14 protein-coding genes are annotated in these 16,276 nt (G+C 47.1%); 10 read left to right on the forward strand and 4 right to left on the reverse strand.

What is annotated here, in order from left to right:
* Positions 1-24 precede the first annotated feature (24 nt).
* A complete protein-coding gene (locus ABU615_RS08400; RefSeq protein WP_267391493.1) occupies positions 25-1,305 on the forward strand; it encodes an MFS transporter in 1,281 nt (426 codons plus the stop codon).
* Positions 1,306-1,364: 59 nt separating this feature from the next.
* Here ABU615_RS08400 and tkt read toward each other — a convergent pair whose 3' ends face one another.
* Positions 1,365-3,350: a transketolase gene (tkt, locus tag ABU615_RS08405; RefSeq protein WP_370388547.1), complete on the reverse strand. Its 1,986-nt coding sequence runs from the start codon at positions 3,348-3,350 to the stop codon at positions 1,365-1,367.
* Between the two features lie 307 nt (positions 3,351-3,657).
* Between tkt and ABU615_RS08410 the strand changes: the two genes are divergently transcribed.
* Complete coding sequence (locus tag ABU615_RS08410; protein WP_367489614.1) at positions 3,658-3,981, forward strand: ComEA family DNA-binding protein; 324 nt, start codon at positions 3,658-3,660, stop codon at positions 3,979-3,981.
* A gap of 25 nt (positions 3,982-4,006) precedes the next feature.
* On the opposite strand, the gene ABU615_RS08415 is transcribed toward ABU615_RS08410, so the two are convergent.
* On the reverse strand, positions 4,007-4,894 hold the full coding sequence (locus ABU615_RS08415; RefSeq protein WP_370388823.1) for a LysR family transcriptional regulator: 888 nt from the start codon (positions 4,892-4,894) through the stop codon (positions 4,007-4,009).
* Between the two features lie 228 nt (positions 4,895-5,122).
* Here ABU615_RS08415 and ABU615_RS08420 point away from each other — a divergent pair, with 228 nt between their 5' ends.
* The 6 genes from ABU615_RS08420 (at position 5,123) to ABU615_RS08445 (ending at position 10,832) form a co-directional block, all read left to right on the forward strand.
* Positions 5,123-6,478 (forward strand): CitMHS family transporter, encoded by a 1,356-nt coding sequence (locus ABU615_RS08420; protein ID WP_267408339.1) that lies wholly within the window; start codon positions 5,123-5,125, stop codon positions 6,476-6,478.
* A gap of 41 nt (positions 6,479-6,519) precedes the next feature.
* The gene (locus ABU615_RS08425; protein WP_370388824.1) at positions 6,520-7,857 is read left to right on the forward strand and encodes an acyclic terpene utilization AtuA family protein; all 1,338 of its coding nucleotides are present in this window, start codon (positions 6,520-6,522) and stop codon (positions 7,855-7,857) included.
* A gap of 2 nt (positions 7,858-7,859) precedes the next feature.
* Positions 7,860-8,162 carry a hypothetical protein gene (locus ABU615_RS08430; RefSeq protein ID WP_100139627.1) on the forward strand — a complete coding sequence of 101 codons (303 nt, stop codon included), beginning with the start codon at positions 7,860-7,862 and terminating at the stop codon, positions 8,160-8,162.
* Positions 8,163-8,288: 126 nt separating this feature from the next.
* On the forward strand, positions 8,289-8,942 hold the full coding sequence (gene atoD / locus ABU615_RS08435; RefSeq protein WP_267391484.1) for an acetate CoA-transferase subunit alpha: 654 nt from the start codon (positions 8,289-8,291) through the stop codon (positions 8,940-8,942).
* A 12-nt stretch (positions 8,943-8,954) separates the two neighbouring features.
* Positions 8,955-9,620: a 3-oxoacid CoA-transferase subunit B gene (locus ABU615_RS08440; RefSeq protein ID WP_267391482.1), complete on the forward strand. Its 666-nt coding sequence runs from the start codon at positions 8,955-8,957 to the stop codon at positions 9,618-9,620.
* Between the two features lie 30 nt (positions 9,621-9,650).
* Positions 9,651-10,832 (forward strand): acetyl-CoA C-acetyltransferase, encoded by a 1,182-nt coding sequence (locus ABU615_RS08445; protein WP_267408337.1) that lies wholly within the window; start codon positions 9,651-9,653, stop codon positions 10,830-10,832.
* A 116-nt stretch (positions 10,833-10,948) separates the two neighbouring features.
* On the opposite strand, the gene ABU615_RS08450 is transcribed toward ABU615_RS08445, so the two are convergent.
* Positions 10,949-11,365 carry a GFA family protein gene (locus tag ABU615_RS08450; protein WP_367489594.1) on the reverse strand — a complete coding sequence of 139 codons (417 nt, stop codon included), beginning with the start codon at positions 11,363-11,365 and terminating at the stop codon, positions 10,949-10,951.
* A gap of 116 nt (positions 11,366-11,481) precedes the next feature.
* Complete coding sequence (locus tag ABU615_RS08455; RefSeq protein ID WP_267408335.1) at positions 11,482-11,865, reverse strand: MAPEG family protein; 384 nt, start codon at positions 11,863-11,865, stop codon at positions 11,482-11,484.
* 254 nt (positions 11,866-12,119) lie between these two features.
* On the opposite strand from ABU615_RS08455, the gene ABU615_RS08460 reads away from it, so the two are divergent.
* Both ABU615_RS08460 and ABU615_RS08465 read left to right on the forward strand, forming a co-directional pair.
* Positions 12,120-13,295 (forward strand): phosphoglycerate kinase, encoded by a 1,176-nt coding sequence (locus ABU615_RS08460; protein ID WP_367489591.1) that lies wholly within the window; start codon positions 12,120-12,122, stop codon positions 13,293-13,295.
* A 465-nt stretch (positions 13,296-13,760) separates the two neighbouring features.
* A complete protein-coding gene (locus ABU615_RS08465) occupies positions 13,761-16,169 on the forward strand; it encodes a membrane-bound PQQ-dependent dehydrogenase, glucose/quinate/shikimate family (RefSeq protein ID WP_267391476.1) in 2,409 nt (802 codons plus the stop codon).
* Positions 16,170-16,276 lie beyond the last annotated feature (107 nt).

Raw genomic sequence — 16,276 nt, forward strand, 5'->3', positions numbered from 1 at the left:
TTTATTTTATCAGGGAGTTTTAATATGAATACAGGCCAAGAGGCTGTTGAACACAAGAAGCCACCGGCGAAAGCGATAGCTGCGGCAGTAGCGGGTAATGCACTAGAATTTTACGATTTTATTATTTATTCGTTTTTCTCTGTTTATATTGCAAAGTCTTTTTTTCCAAATGATGATAAATTTATCAGCTTGCTGACTGCTGTGGCTGTTTATGGTGTAGGTTTTTTTACTCGTCCTCTTGGTGGACTGTTAATTGGTACTTATGCAGATAAAAAAGGGCGAAGAGCGGCCATGATTTTAACGGTAACGTTAATTACGATTGGTACGCTGGGACTGGCTGCTACGCCTAGTTATGAAAGTATCGGTATTGCTGCACCAATTATTGTGCTGTTGGCTCGTCTAGTACAAGGTTTGGCGCTAGGTGGAGAGGTTGGTCCGGCTTCGTCTATGCTTATCGAATCAGCGCCTCCTAATCAACGCGCTTTTTATGCCAGCTGGCAAATGGCTAGTCAGGGTATTGCAGTGGCTGTAGGCGGAGTGGTGGGTTATGTTGTTTCTGCTACACTGAGTTCCGAGCAGTTGGCTAGTTGGGGATGGCGTATACCATTTCTGGTGAGTCTGGCATTAATTCCGATTGCCGTTTATATTCGCCGTGCTTTACCGGAAACTTTGGAAAAACCAGCCTATCATAGTGATTCTCAGATAATAAAGATAATATTCACGCGTTATCGAAAAGAGGTTATTCTGGGTATTTTAGCTTTGATGTCGACTGCTATTACGGCTCAGGTTGGCAATTATATGACTACTTTTGCTATTAATACGCTTGAGTTGAATCCGGCAGTTGCTCAAATTAGTACTGTTTTGGGCGGGGTAATGATGTTTCTGTTTTCTCTGCTAGCCGGTTTTCTGGCTGATAAATATGGGCGCAAAAGTATTATGCTCTGGCCACGTGTGGCTTTGATGTTGCTGATTGTGCCAATGTTTTATATGTTGGTAAAAACTGAAAGTGTGGCAATGTTGTTGCTGGTGACGATGACAGTTACGTTGTTAACAGGAATGAGTGGTGCCAGTAGTTTGGTGGCAATTCCAGAAATGATGCCGATTGCGTTGCGCGCAACGGGTGTATCGTTAATTTATGCGATTGGCGTGACATTGTTCGGAGGTACGGCGCAGTTTGTGTTAACCTGGTTAATAGAGCATTTTGGTGCAGTCTCCCCTGCTTATTATGTGGTGGTTACCAGTGTATTTTCTATCATAGCGATGTTGATGATGCCAGAAACGCGCCATGTTAATGTAAAAGATTGATGGGAATTGATCTGATATAAAAAAGCCAGCAATTACTGCTGGCTTTTTTACGAGTTGATTTAAATTAGGCGTTTAACCACATCAACTACTTGCTCAACGGTAAAGCCAAATTCTTTGAAGAGTTGCTCTGCAGGCGCAGATTCACCAAAGCGGTTGATGCCGATAATGGCTCCATTGTTGCCTACGTATTTGTACCAAGAATCACTGACGCCAGCTTCTATGGCAATACGAGGTATGCCGGCTGGTAAGACACTGTCGCGATATGCTTTATCTTGCCTGTCGAAGATATTGGTATTGGGCATAGAGACAACGGTAGTGCCTATGCCCATTTCGGCTAGTTTGCTTTGCGCATTAATGGCTAGTTCAACTTCGGAACCAGTGGCAATCAGTACGGCCTGTGTTGTTTTTTCATTTGCGGTTTTTAACACGTATCCGCCACGGCGTATATCTGCTAGCTGCTGGCTGGTTCTTGGCATAAAAGGTAATCCCTGACGGCTGAAAATTAAGCAGCTTGGGTGGTTTTCAGCAGCTACGGCATCAGCCCAGGCCACCAATGATTCTGCGCTGTCGCACGGACGCCATACACTCATATTCGGAATGAGGCGTAAGGTAGCGATTTGTTCCACAGGTTGGTGTGTAGGGCCGTCCTCTCCTAAGCCAATTGAGTCGTGAGTAAATACGAATACCGGATTGATACGCATCAGTGCTGCCATGCGCAGGGCATTACGTGCATATTCGCTGAACATTAGGAAGGTGGCGCCAAACGGCTTGATGCCGCCGTGTAGGCTGAGGCCATTCATGATGGCAGCCATACCAAATTCGCGCACGCCATAGTGAATATAATTGCCGCTATCTGAGGGCGTTATAGAGGTACTGCCGGACCAGTCGGTCAGGTTTGAGGGTGTAAGATCTGCAGAACCGCCAACTAATTCTGGCAGAATCTCTGCCAGAATTTCGATACTGTTCTGACTGGCTTTGCGAGTAGCAACTTTTTCAGCTTTGTTGCATATGTCGTTCAAGGCTTTTTGTACATGGGCGTCGTAATTTTCTGGCAGTTTGCTATCCATACGGCGCATGAATTCTGTAGCTTCGGCCGGATATTGCTGCTGGTAACGGCTAAATAAATCTTGCCAGTCCTGCTCCAGTTTTGCGCCGGCTGCTGCTGCATTCCAATCGTCGTAGATTTCCTGTGGAATGGTAAAGGGCGCATGTGTCCAGTTAAGGGCTGTCCGTGTAGCGGCAATTTCTTCGGCACCTAGTGGGGCGCCGTGGGTTTTATGGCTACCCTCTTTATTAGCTGCACCTTTTCCGATTTTGGTTTTGCAACATATGATAGATGGTTTATCAGTTTCGGCTTTGGCGGCGGTGATGGCTGCGCGGATGGCGACTTCATCATGGCCGTCTACATTGGCCACGGTGTGCCAGCCGTAAGCAGCAAAGCGTTCAGGAATGTTTTCGCTAAACCAGTTGTCTACTTTGCCATCAATGGAAATGTTATTGTCATCATATAAAACAATTAGTTTGCCTAGTTTGAGGGTGCCGGCCAGTGAACATACTTCGTGAGAGATACCTTCCATTAAGCAGCCATCACCGACGAAAACGTAGGTGTAATGATCCATGATGTTGAAGCCGGGTTTGTTGAATCGGGCTGCCAGAATTTTTTCGGCTAATGCCATACCAACTGCATTACCGATGCCCTGTCCCAGAGGACCAGTGGTGGTTTCGACGCCATCAGTGTAGCCATACTCGGGGTGGCCGGGTGTTTTGCTATGCAGCTGACGAAAGTTTTTCAGGTCTTCTATGCTGAGGTTGTAGCCGCTCAGATGCAGCAGGCTGTACAGCAACATGGAGGCGTGGCCATTGGATAAAATGAAGCGGTCACGGTTGTAGAATTTAGGATTTGCCGGGTTGTGTTGCAGGAATTCGCGCCAAAGTACAGTTGCCATTTCGGCCATGCCCATTGGTGCACCAGGGTGGCCGGAGTTAGCCTGTTGAATTGCGTCCATTGCTAGAAAGCGAATTGCGTTAGCCAGATGTGATGCCATGAAGTTGCCTTTTGATGAAGGGTGACAGCTGCCTGAATCAGCTTTGTTTTAGTAAGGTTCTAAACCTTGTTGTATGGGACAGGGTTTATCCGGTATGAATTATCCTGAATCTGTGCAAACCTTTCAAGAAAAGTATATTTTTTATGTTTGGTTTGTGGTGGGTTGTTTGGGTATTTGTGCTATATGAATTACTGAATGGGTATAAAAATAATATTTGCATAAATGTTATTTGTGTTTTATGCTTTTGGCACATTCTGAATGTAAGGATGTGCTCAATTCTTCAAGTGGATATTCAGGGGAGAAACAAATGCGGAAGATGATTGTGCTGCTGACATTATTGTTAACTATGGTTTCGGCGCGGGCGGCGGTAAATATTAATTCTGCTACAGCGCAGCAGCTACAATCCTTACCGCATATTGGAGCGGTTAAAGCGCAGGCAATTGTGGAATATCGGAATGAACATGGTCCTTTTGTTTCTACAGCAGATATTATGAAGGTGAAAGGTATAGGTAAAGCTACTTATGAAAAGTTGCGGTATGAAATTAGTGTGAGCGGTAGTAGTGCTCAGCCTGCTGAATTCTCTTCTGCAACTGGCCAGCGTCGTGCCCGTCCGGCTACTGCTGGAAAATAAAATAATTATTTGCTAATACGGGTAGTTAATCGCTGAAGATATTGGCTTTGATATGGTAGTAAAAATTCTCCGCCTGTGCTGAGAGTTTTCGTTCTTTGTGTTTTATCAGATATATGGATCGTTCCAGATTCATGTCTTGTACGTCTTTGACGACCAGATTATTGTGCTCAAACTGAAATAAGGTCAGTCTGGGCACCAGTCCAATGCCATAGTTTGCTGCAACCAGCCCCATCATGGTGGTGAGTTGACTGACTTCAACTACATAATTAATTCCAAATAAATCAACGATTTTATCGACATAGTGGCGGATGCTAGTGCCTTTGGTGAAGCCTATCATGTCGTATTCCAGTAGATCTTTGAGTTGGATATTGTCTTTGCACGCCAATGGATGGTTTATATGACAAATAAGATGAAATTTATCTGAAAAAAGAAATTCAGATGATATTTCTGTTAAAGACGGGGATTTGGCGGTTAAGGCCAGCTCGGCGTGTCCTTGTAATAAAGCTTGTAGGCATAAGTCCCATTGTGTGTCTAACAGTTCGACTTTGATGTTGGCATGCCGGTGATGAAAGGTGGCCAGCAGCTGCGACACCCATTGCACGACGATGGAGGGCATGACTGCGAGTATTAGTTTTTCCTGATAGGCATTGGCATGAGAACGTATTTCTTTGGTTGTTCGTTCGTAAGCAAACATGAGTTCACGTGCCAGTTTGATGAAGTGGATACCGTTTTCATTTAGGCGAACTTTGCGGGTATCTCTGTCAAACAGGCGGTAGCCGATTTCCTGTTCTAAATTAGCTATAAGGCTGCTGAACGCAGGCTGAGATAAATGAATTTTCTGTGCGGCCCGGGTGAAATTGTCTTCTTCGACCAATGCGAGAAAAGCTTTTATCTGTTTGATTGATATATTCATATATCATTAATTGCCGTTTTTATTTTTATCATTTTCTACGATAGCATATTTTCTGCAAAGTTTATTATTTTTTTATCAATGTTTTTTAAAGCGGAATTGATTAATCGATTTTCTTTATTAATCCATCTTTTTAATCGATTAGACAGGGTGGGTCGTTATGGTGAGAATGCTGCATTGTTGGATATTGATTCTTTTTTTTATTAATAACGACCCAAAAAGGGGACTTTTATGCTGGCTTTAATAGGCATATTAACTATTGCAACTTTGCTGTTTTGTATTATGAGCAAGCGGCTATCGCCGATTGTCGCTTTAATTACGATTCCGATTCTGGGAGCGGTGGTTGCGCTTTATGCTGTGCCATTGTTTGATGGTGGTCAGGAAATTGTGCCACATTACACCACGATTCCTAAGATGGTGGTGGCGGGGATTGCGAAACTGGCACCGATGGCGGCTATGTTCGTGTTTGCCATTATTTTCTTTGGTGTGGTAAGCGATGCGGGGATGTTTGATCCGATTATTGCCAAAATTCTAAAGGTTGTCGGTACCAGTCCGAAGAAAATCATTATCGGTACGGGTGTGCTGGCGCTGATTGCGCATTTGGATGGTAATGGTGCGGTGACTTTTCTGATTACTGTGCCGGCGATGCTGCCTTTGTATGACAAGTTGGGCATCGATAAAAGAATTCTGGCCGGTATTACGGCATTGAGTGCAGGTGTAAATTTTCTGCCTTGGACGGGGCCGATGATTCGCGCTGCGGCTGCTTTGGATGTATCGACGCATGATTTGTTTACGCCTTTGATTCCTGCACAGATTTGCGGTTTGGCATTCATGGTATTTATGGGCTGGTACTGGGGTCGTAAGGAAGAACGGCGTTTGGGGCTGGCTGGAGCTACAGCCAGTGCTGGTGGTGATGAAAATGCGGTAACGCATTTTGCGCCTAAAGAGCTGACTGAGGAAGAACGCAAACTGCGTCGTCCGCATTTATTCTGGCCGAATATTATTCTGGTGGTTTTGGTGATTACCGGTATGGTGGCCACTAAGATTCCGCCGGTTGTTATTTTTATGGTGGCCTGCTGTATTGCGCTGACGCTGAATTACCGTAAACCGGCTGAGCAATCTGCGCGAATTAATGCGCATGCTAAGGGTGCGCTGATGATGGCTTCGATTTTGTTTGCGGCAGGTGTGTTCACGGGCATTATGGGTGAATCCGGCATGCTTAAGGCGATGGCGGTTTCTGCTGGTCATTTTGTGCCTGATGCGCTTTCTTCTCATATTCCGTTTATTGTCAGTCTGATTGCGATGCCGCTGAGTCTGGTATTTGATCCTGATTCTTATTATTTCGGCATTATGCCGGTAGTGGCGAATATTGGCGGTTTCCCGCCGATTGAGGTGGCACAGGCTTCTTTGCTGGGACAGATGACTACAGGTTTTCCGGTAAGTCCGCTGACGCCTGCTACTTTTCTCTTATGCAGTCTGTGTGGTGTGGATCTGGCCGATCATCAGAGATTCAGTATTCCGGTTTTGTGGCTGGCTTCTATTGTGATGGCGATTGGTGCAGTGGTGACGGGTGTATTCCCGCTGTAAAAGGCTGTTTGTAAATTATTGTGTGTAATGAGGTATGGATGATGAAAAAAATCAGAATTGGTTGCGGTGCCGGATATGCCGGCGACCGGATTGAGCCGGCGGTTGAGTTGGCTGAAAAAGGGAATATTCAGTATCTGGTGTTTGAATGTTTGGCTGAGCGGACGATTGCGATTGGTCAGCGCCAGAAAAAACACAATCCGGATGCTGGTTTTAATGAATTGCTGGGTGCACGTATGCGGGCGGTATTGCCGGCCTGTCTGGAAAAGGGCATTAGGATTGTGACCAATATGGGTTCTGCCAATCCGCGGGCTGCTGCGAAGTTAACTGCTGAGATTGCGCGTTCGCTAGGCGCTAAAAATCTGAAAATTGCGATTATTGAAGGTGATGATGTTTTTGAACAGGTCATGCAGCAGGATTTGTTGCTGGATGAGCAGCAAAAACCAGTTTCACAATGTGGCAAGAAAATTGTTTCTGCTAATGCCTATATTGGTGCGGAACCAATGGTGCAGGCGCTGGCTAACGGGGCGGATATTGTGATTGCAGGCCGTGTTTCTGACCCGTCTTTATTCCTGTCTATTATGATGCATGAGTTTCAATGGGCAGCGGATGATTGGGCGCATCTGGGTAAAGGCACGATTCTGGGACATTTGTTGGAATGTGCCGGCCAAATTACCGGTGGCTATTTTGCTGACCCAGGCTATCGTTATGTACCTGATCTGGCACGTTTAGGCTTTCCAATTGCTGAAATCAGTGCGGATGGTGATGCGGTGATTACTAAAGTTGAAGGTTCTGGCGGTATGGTGACGCCTGATACTTGTAAAGAACAGATGCTGTATGAAATTCACCGGCCGGATGAGTATAAAACGCCGGATGTGACTGCTGATTTCAGTCAGGTAACGTTTACTCAGGTGGGTAAGGATCGTGTGGCGGTATCAGGCGGTACCGGCCGTGCGCGTCCAGAAACGTTGAAGGTGTCTGTGGGTTATGAGGATGGCTTTATTGGTGAAGGTGAGATGAGCTATGCCGGCCCTGGTGCGGTTGAGCGTGGTCGTTTGGCTTTGGACATTGTGAAAGAACGTTTTGCGATTACTGCTGTGCAGCCACAAGAGGTTCGTTTCGATTTAATCGGAGTGGATTCTTTGCATGGGGCGACGTTGTCTCGGAATAGTCAGCCTTACGAGGTGCGTGTACGTGTGGCCGGCCGTTTTGAAACGAAAGCTGCTGCTGCGGTGGTGGGTAATGAAGTGGAAGCTTTGTATACCAATGGTCCTGCTGGCGGTGGTGGTGCAATGAAGTCTGTCAAAGAAATTGTGGCGATGGATTCTACTTATATTCCGCGTAATCTGGTGACAACCAGCATTGACTATCTGGAGGTTTGATAATGAAGCTACGTGAAATTGCACACTCTCGTACTGGTGATAAGGGCAATACTTCTAATATTTCGGTAATTGCTTATCAACCTGAAGACTTTGAGCGTCTGAAAGCGGCTGTTACACCGGAAAAGGTGAAAGCGTTTTTTGCTGACGTTGTGACTGGTGAGGTGGTGCGCTATGAGCTGCCAAATATTGGTGCGCTGAATTTTGTGATGTATGGCGCGCTGGGTGGCGGGGTGACCCGTTCTCTGGCTCATGATATGCATGGCAAAGGGCTAAGCGCCGCAATTCTAGATATGGATATTGAGTAATTGCTAAATGGTTGGCGGTAGCTGTGGGCACCGCCGGCCGACAAGACGATATGTCCTGATGTGCATGTAGGCTGGAAGGGTAGTTGCTTTTTGTCTGGATTTTGGTTTGTCTCAGGTTAGAAAAATATGAAAACGAAACAGCTCAGTTTGGCAGATGTGAAAAATCATCTGTGGGATGGCATGACAATTATGTTTGGCGGTTTTATGGGTATAGGTACGCCTGCCAGATTAGTACAGGCCATTCTGGATGCAGGGGTGAAAGATTTAACGATTATTGGCAATGACACGGCATTTGTGGAAACCGGTGTAGGGCCGTTGATTACGCATAATCGGGTGAAAAAAGTAATTACTTCCCACATTGGTACCAATCCGGAAACTGGTAAAAAAATGATTGCCGGCGAGATTGAGGTGGAGCTGGTGCCGCAGGGTACTTTGGCTGAGCGTATTCGCGCAGCCGGTGCTGGTCTGGGCGGAGTGCTGACGCCAACAGGGCTGGGAACGGTGGTTGAGGAAGGTAAGCAGAAAATTGAGGTGAATGGGCGCGAGTTTCTGCTGGAACTGCCTCTGGAGGCTGACTTGGCTATTGTGGAAGCCAAAACGGCCGATAAGCTGGGTAATTTGGTGTATGAGCTGGCGGCGCAGAATTTCAATCCGCTGGTTGCTCTGGCGGCGAAAACGGTAATTGTGGAAGCGAATAACGTGGTTGAAGTAGGCGCAATTACACCAGATGCAGCGATTACGCCAGCAGCACTGATTGATTATATTGTTTATCCAGCATAGGGGATTATTGCCATGAATGCAAAAGAGCTGATTGCACGCAGAATTGCGCTGGAATTTAATGACGGTGATGTGGTGAATCTTGGGATTGGTCTGCCGACACAGGTGGCCAATTATGTGCCGGAAGATGTTCATATTACCTTACAGTCTGAAAATGGTTTTCTGGGTCTGGCAGCATTTAATCCAGATGAAGCCAATCCGAATATGGTGAATGCTGGGGGGCAGCCGTGTGGTATTGCAGCTGGTGGCTGTACTTTTGATAGTGCGTTTTCATTTGCGCTGATTCGCGGCGGCCATGTGGATGCCTGTGTGCTGGGTGGTCTGGAAGTGGATCAGGAAGCCAGTCTGGCCAATTGGATGGTACCTGGCAAAATGGTGCCGGGCATGGGAGGAGCGATGGATTTGGTTACCGGAGCTCGTCGTGTGATTATCGGTATGGAACACTGCACGAAAAACGGTGAATCGAAGATTCTGAAAAAATGTAGTCTGCCGCTGACAGCTAAAAACAAGGTAAATCTGATTGTTACTGAGCTGGCGGTGTTTGCTTTTGACGATGGGCAGCTGGTGTTGCAGGAGCATGCGCCGGGCGTTGATTTGGAAACGATTAAGGCCAAAACACAGGCTGAATTTATGGTTGCAGAAAATTTCTGCGAAATGACAATCAGCCAGCGAGGTCTGTAAAACGGGCAGTTGTCAGGTTAAGGAGTAGATATGGAACATGCGGTAATTGTTAGTGCAGCGCGTACACCAGTAGGCAGTTTCAATGGTTCGCTGGCCAGTGTGGGTACGGTGGATTTAGGCAGATTAGTGATTGCAGAATCGATTAGTCGTGCCGGTGTCGATGCGGGGCTGGTTGATGAAGTTGTGATGGGTAACGTGTTGCAGGCAGGGCTGGGACAAAATCCGGCACGGCAGGCAGCACTGGCAGCTGGGCTGAATGATACGGTACCGGCTTATACGGTAAATAAAGTATGCGGTTCTGGTCTGAAAACGGTGGCTTTGGCGGCACAGGCTATTGCAGCTAAAGATGCAGAAGTGGTTATTGCGGGTGGTATGGAAAATATGAGCCGTGCACCGTATCTGCTGGACAGTGGAGCACGCTGGGGCTTTCGTATGGGCAATCAGCAGGTAATTGATACGATGGTTCATGATGGTCTGACTTGTGCGACCAATCATTATCATATGGGTATTACTGCTGAAAATATTGCACAAAAATATCAGATTAGCCGGCAGGAGCAGGACGGGCTGGCTTTACGTTCGCAGCAGCTGGCGGCACAGGCTGTGGCTGCTGGTGTGTTCGACGCTGAAATTGTGCCGGTGACGATTAAGTCGCGTAAGGGTGAAGTGGTGTTTGCTCGTGATGAGTATCCGCGTGCAGAAGCTACCGCTGAGGGGCTGGCTAAGTTAAAACCGGCTTTCCGCGCCGATGGTACGGTGACGGCGGGTAATTCATCTGGTATTAATGATGGTGCGGCAGCAGTGATGGTGATGGCGGAAAGTAAAGCCAGAGAGCTGGGTTTGCAACCGCTAGCGCGTATTCGTAGCTATGCCAGTGCCGGTGTTGATCCTGCGCTGATGGGGCTTGGGCCAGTGCCGGCGACTCAGAAAGCTTTACAGAAAGCTGGTCTGTCTCTGGCAGATATTGATCTGATCGAGGCTAATGAGGCTTTTGCTGCGCAGTTTCTCGGGGTTGGGCGTGAGTTGAACTTTGATATGGATAAAACCAATGTTCATGGTGGGGCAATTGCGCTTGGTCACCCGATTGGTGCCAGTGGTACACGTATCCTGGTAAGCCTGCTGTATGGTTTGCGTAAACGTGATGTACAGCTAGGTTTGGCTACGCTGTGTATTGGCGGCGGTCAGGGTATTGCCATGATAGTGGAACGGATGTGATGTTGTCGCAATTGTGTTAGCAAGGAATGGAATATGTGAGCCATGTAATACGGATGTGTTATGTGGCTTGTTTTTTGTCAGAAACTATACCAGTTGATATGGTGTGACTTGGTATTTTAGTTTTTATCTTCAATCATTTGCAGAATGTCGGCTTCTGTCATGTTTTGGGTTTGATTGGCGAAGGTGTAGCAGTCGGGTTTGTTGTCTATATACACTTGTAGGTTGAAGTCCAGTGGCAGGGGTGGTTTGAAAATCCATGCAGCTATGTAATATAGGCCGCTGTGTTTTAATCGGTAGTAAAGATGGGTGCCGCATTCTGAACAGAATGCCCGTTCTGCCCATTCTGATGATTGATAATGAGTAATCAGCTCTTTGTTGTGAAAGTGAATTTTGCCAGTATGCATGATGGTCATTAATGGACCAGCATTCCATTGGCGGCAGGTATGGCAGTGGCAGGCACTCATGGAATAATCTTCCAGTTCAAGGGAAAAAGTAATTTTTCCACACAAACATGAGGCAGTGTGATTTGCCATGTATGGACTCCGATAGAATATGTAAAGCGTAGTAGACGGCAGTAGTTAGGCTTTTGGTCTGACTACTGTTGTCTGTAAGCTTTGGTTATGTTTTTATATTGCTACAGACTACACTTTTAGATGGAAGCGATATATAAGGAGATGATGCACACGACGCCTACACCCCAAATGCAGGAGCGGGCAAAGGGTTTATCTTTGATGTAGCAATATAGGTAACCTAGCCGGCTGAGTATGAATAGAACGCTCCAGTAATTAATAGTGATCTGGGCAGCCTTGCCAGTGGCATGAGCTATGATAACCGCAGCGGCAAAGGGGGCAAAAATTTCGTAACCATTCTGTTGCGCTGCATCGGCGCGAGCAGCTTTGTCATACGCTCTAGCCAGAAATGCGCGCGGTCGATGATTGTCGTCGGCGATGAAACCACCGATTTTTCTTGCATAAAAGGCGGTAATCCATGGCAGTAGCATGGCTATAAAAATACACCAGTAGGCAAGGGTCATGATGTTATCCTGTTTGAGTATGCTTATGTGTTGGGTTGATAATGGTTTTAACTATATTAAGGGTATATGTGCTTTCGGTTTTATCCGGTTTCTGACTTTACCCTGAATTTAAATTATAAGATAATTCAAAGTTTTTCAAGTTTTTTGTGTTTGATAACTATTTTTATGTGTTTGTTGCGCTGATGAGGTGGTCGTCGGGCGGTTTTGAATGGTAAGGCGATTTTGTCGGCGATTTTTGTTTCGGGAACTCTACCATGTTGTTTAAAAAGTTGGCTGACCAGAATGTGTCGGGCAAGACTGTTGTTATTCGGGTGGATATGAATGTGCCGGTAAAGGATGGTGTGATTGCAGATGATACGCGCATTCGTGCTTCGCTGGCTTCAATCCGTTTTTGTTTGCAGCAAGGGGCTGCTGTGGTGGTATTGACGCATCTGGGGCGTCCGAAAGCTGGAGCACCGAAGCCGGAAGACAGTGTGGCGCCGGTAGCACAACGTCTAGGCGAGCTGCTGAGGCAAGAAGTCAGGGTAGTGGAAGATTGGCGTGAGCATAAACCACAGTTACAGGCGGGAGAGGTGGTGATGCTGCCTAATGTGCGCCTGAATGTTGGTGAAAAAGAAAATGACTCAGCTCTGGCTGCGGCTTATGCTGCGCTGGGTGATGTGTATGTAAATGATGCGTTTGGGACGGCACACCGAGCTGAAGCTTCTACTGTAGCGGTAGCCGCGGTGGCGGGTATGGCCTGTGCTGGTATGCTGTTGACTGCTGAGCTAGATGCGCTGTCACAAGCGTTGCAAAATCCCCAAACACCGGTTGTTGCGATTGTGGGTGGCAGTAAGGTATCGACTAAACTGACGATTCTGGAGAGTTTGGCTGATAAAGTGGACCATTTGATTGTTGGCGGTGGGATTGCCAATACTTTTTTGCTGGCACAAGGCTTGCCAGTGGGACAGTCGCTGGCGGAATCGGAGCTAGTAAACAGTGCGCGGCAGATTCTGGACAAAATTGCGGCTAAGGGCGGGGATATTCCGCTACCCACTGATGTTGTAGTGGCAAAACGCTTTGCGGCAGATGCGCCGGCTGAAATCAAAAATGTGGCAGATGTGGCGGCGGATGATATGATTTTGGATATTGGCCCGCAGTCGGCACAAAGGCTGGCACAGATGCTCAAATCGGCCAGAACAATTGTTTGGAACGGCCCAGTAGGGGTGTTTGAGTTTGCTTCGTTTGCGCATGGTACTGAGGTCCTGGCTGAGGCAATTGCGGCTAGTGAAGCTTTTTCAATTGCCGGTGGCGGCGATACGCTGGCGGCGATTGCTCAGTTTGGTGTCAAGGATGATATTAGTTATATCAGTACTGGTGGTGGTGCATTTTTGGAGTTTTTGGAGGGTAAGACTTTGCCAGCTGTGGCTGCGTTAACTGCCCGTGTGTAGGTTGGAATAATTCTGCCGGTACTGCTCTGGTATCTATGATGATGGCGAAACCGCTACTAATAGCGGTTTCGCTTTTTTTATGGCCGTAAGTCCGGCTGTTAGGACTACTCTGATGTGATGATAAAGAATGAGATTATGGATTTGTTTGGATTTGAATGAGTGCCGACGCAGGCAGAAAGCAGAATTTTTTTCAAAATGCGCACTTTTTTAATTTTTTGCTTGGTCTGTTTTTACTTATCAACTATAGCCTGAATGTTAATTTTTTGACAATGGCTTATTTTCAAGTTAATAATAATGCTGTTTTGTTAATTTTATTTTAATTTTGTTTGTTTAAGTCATTTAATTTCATTGATTTATAAATAATTATTTCAAATATTGGTATTGATTGCTGGCTGACGGGCAGGGTGGAAGCTTTGCGTGTTGGGTGGCAATTTTTATTCACACACTTCAGGTTAGGAGTAGTTGATGTCTGGTTCTTCAGGTGGTTGCTGGCGTTGTTTACCTCGCTGGCTGCTGGTATTGATTTTACTGGCAAGTGGTCTGGCGCTGGGCTATGGCGGGATTGTGCTGCTGATGCAGGGCGGATCCATGTATTATCTGCTGGCCGGTATTGCTTATCTGGTGCTGGCGGTGCTGGTAGCTAAGCGTAAGTCTTGTATGGCTTTAGTTTCACTGCTGATTTTTGTGGCAACGTTTATCTGGGCATTGGTTGATGCGCCGGAGCTGACTTTCTGGCCGCTATTGTCGCGACTGGTGGTGCCGGCTCTGCTGCTGATGATGACTTTCTGGTCAGGCAGTGGTTATTCTGGTGTTTCGACTGGGGCGCGCCGTTTCTACAATTGGGGCGGAGCAGTTATTTTCCTAGCGTTGCTGGCTACGCTGATTGCGGCATATTTTCCTCATGGTGAGATTCGTAATCAGGTCGCCATTAGCGAGAATGCAGCTGCTGCTCAGGTAAGTGCGCGTAATCCAGCTGATTGGGCATTTTTTGGCCGTAATCAGCATGGGACACGTTTTGCGCCTTATACCCAAATTAATCCGGATAATGTACGTAATCTACAGGTGGCATGGACGTTCCATACCGGCCGCCGTACCAGTGGCAAGGCAATTGGTGTGGATGAAAATACGCCGTTGCAGATTGGTGACAAGCTGTATTCGTGTACGCCGGAAAATCTGGTTTCGGCCATTGATGCGGATACGGGTAAGCTGATCTGGCGCTTTGACCCGAAAGCGCGTACAGCCGAACATGTGACCTGTCGCGGTGTTGGCTATTATGATATGGATAAGGACGAAAGTCTGACTACAGCAGAGAAAGCAGCCTATACTGAGCCTGTATGCCGCCGCCGTATTGTGGTTTCTACTGTTGATGCGCGTTTATTTACGCTGGATGCGGATAAAGGAACGTTGTGCCCAGGTTTCGGTAATAAAGGCTATGTGGACCTGAAAACGTATATGGGGCCGACTGAAAACAGTAAGCGCTATCACCCAACTTCGGTACCGGTAATGATGGGGCATCTGACGGTGGTTGGCGGCTGGGTACGTGATATCGTGCATGGTGAGCCTTCCGGTGCGGTGCGTGCGTTTGATGTGCGTGACGGTAAGCTGGTGTGGACTTGGGATATCGGTAAACCGGATGGTTTAGCTAAACCTGGTCAGAACTATACTTTAGAAACGCCAAATGTATGGACTATTCCTACTTATGATAAGGAACTGAATCAAGTTTACTTACCAACTGGTAATGGCCCTCCGGATTACTGGGGCGGTGACCGCAATCACATTAAAGAAAAATTCGGTGCGGCTGTGGTGGCTCTAGATGCCAGCACGGGTAAGCTGCGCTGGGTGCGACAGCTGATTCACCATGATGTGTGGGACTATGATCTGCCTTCTCAGCCGGTGTTGTATGATGTGACTAATGATAAAGGACAGAAAGTTCCTGCTCTGATTCAGACTACTAAGACCGGTCAGATTTTTGTGATTGACCGTCGCAATGGTGAGTTTGTGACTAAGGTAGTGGAACGGCCTGTACCGACTGCTCCGGCTGCAGAAGGTGAGCGTCTGGCGACTACGCAGCCGGATTCGGTAGGTATGCCGAGTATCGGAAATGAAACGCTGACTGAGCAACGGATGTGGGGTATTACGCCGTTTGACCAGCTGTATTGCCGTATTTTGTTTAAGAAATCGGTATACAAAGGCCGTTTCACGCCACCGGGTGCGCAACCCTATATTGAATGGCCTAGTCTATTGGGTGGTATGAACTGGGGCGGTATTTCGATTGATGAATCGCGCAATCTAATGTTTGTTAATGATATGCGCATGGCGCTGCGTATGCAGTTGGTCACCCGTGAGCAGGCTAAGCAGTATAAGGTATCCACTGATGAAGTACCTGGCTTTATGGGTACAATCCGGCCGCAGGTGGCAGGTATTTATGGTGGGGTGAAGATTGATATTCTGCAGTCTCCACTGGGTGTGCCGTGTCAGCAGCCTCCGTTCGGTACAATGAGTGCTATTGATTTAACCACTAAGCAGCTGGTATGGCAGGTACCTTTGGGTACGGTGCAGGATACTGGTCCGCTGGGTATTAAGACGCATCAGCAAATGCCGATTGGTATGCCTACTTTGGGCGGTCCTACGGCTACAGCTTCTGGTCTGGTGTTCTTTGCTGGTACGCAGGATTATTATCTGCGTGCTCTGGATGCGAAAACAGGTAAGGAAGTGTGGAAAGCGCGTCTGCCGGTGGGTTCGGTGGCTGCCCCGCTGATTTATGTTTCGCCGAAAACAGGTAAGGAATATGTAGTGATTTCAGCTGGTGGCACCAGCCATGCTACGGATGTAGGCGATTATGTAATTGCTTATGCGCTGCCGGATAAGAAATAATTCTGGCCGTTTGATTCAACAGCACCTGTAATGCGGGTGCTGTTTTTTTTCTGATGGCGCTATAATAGTATTGTTTACTTATTAATTGCATTTATATTCCTGTTTTT

Source organism: Snodgrassella alvi, from assembly GCF_040741455.2.
Taxonomy (GTDB): domain Bacteria; phylum Pseudomonadota; class Gammaproteobacteria; order Burkholderiales; family Neisseriaceae; genus Snodgrassella; species Snodgrassella alvi_E.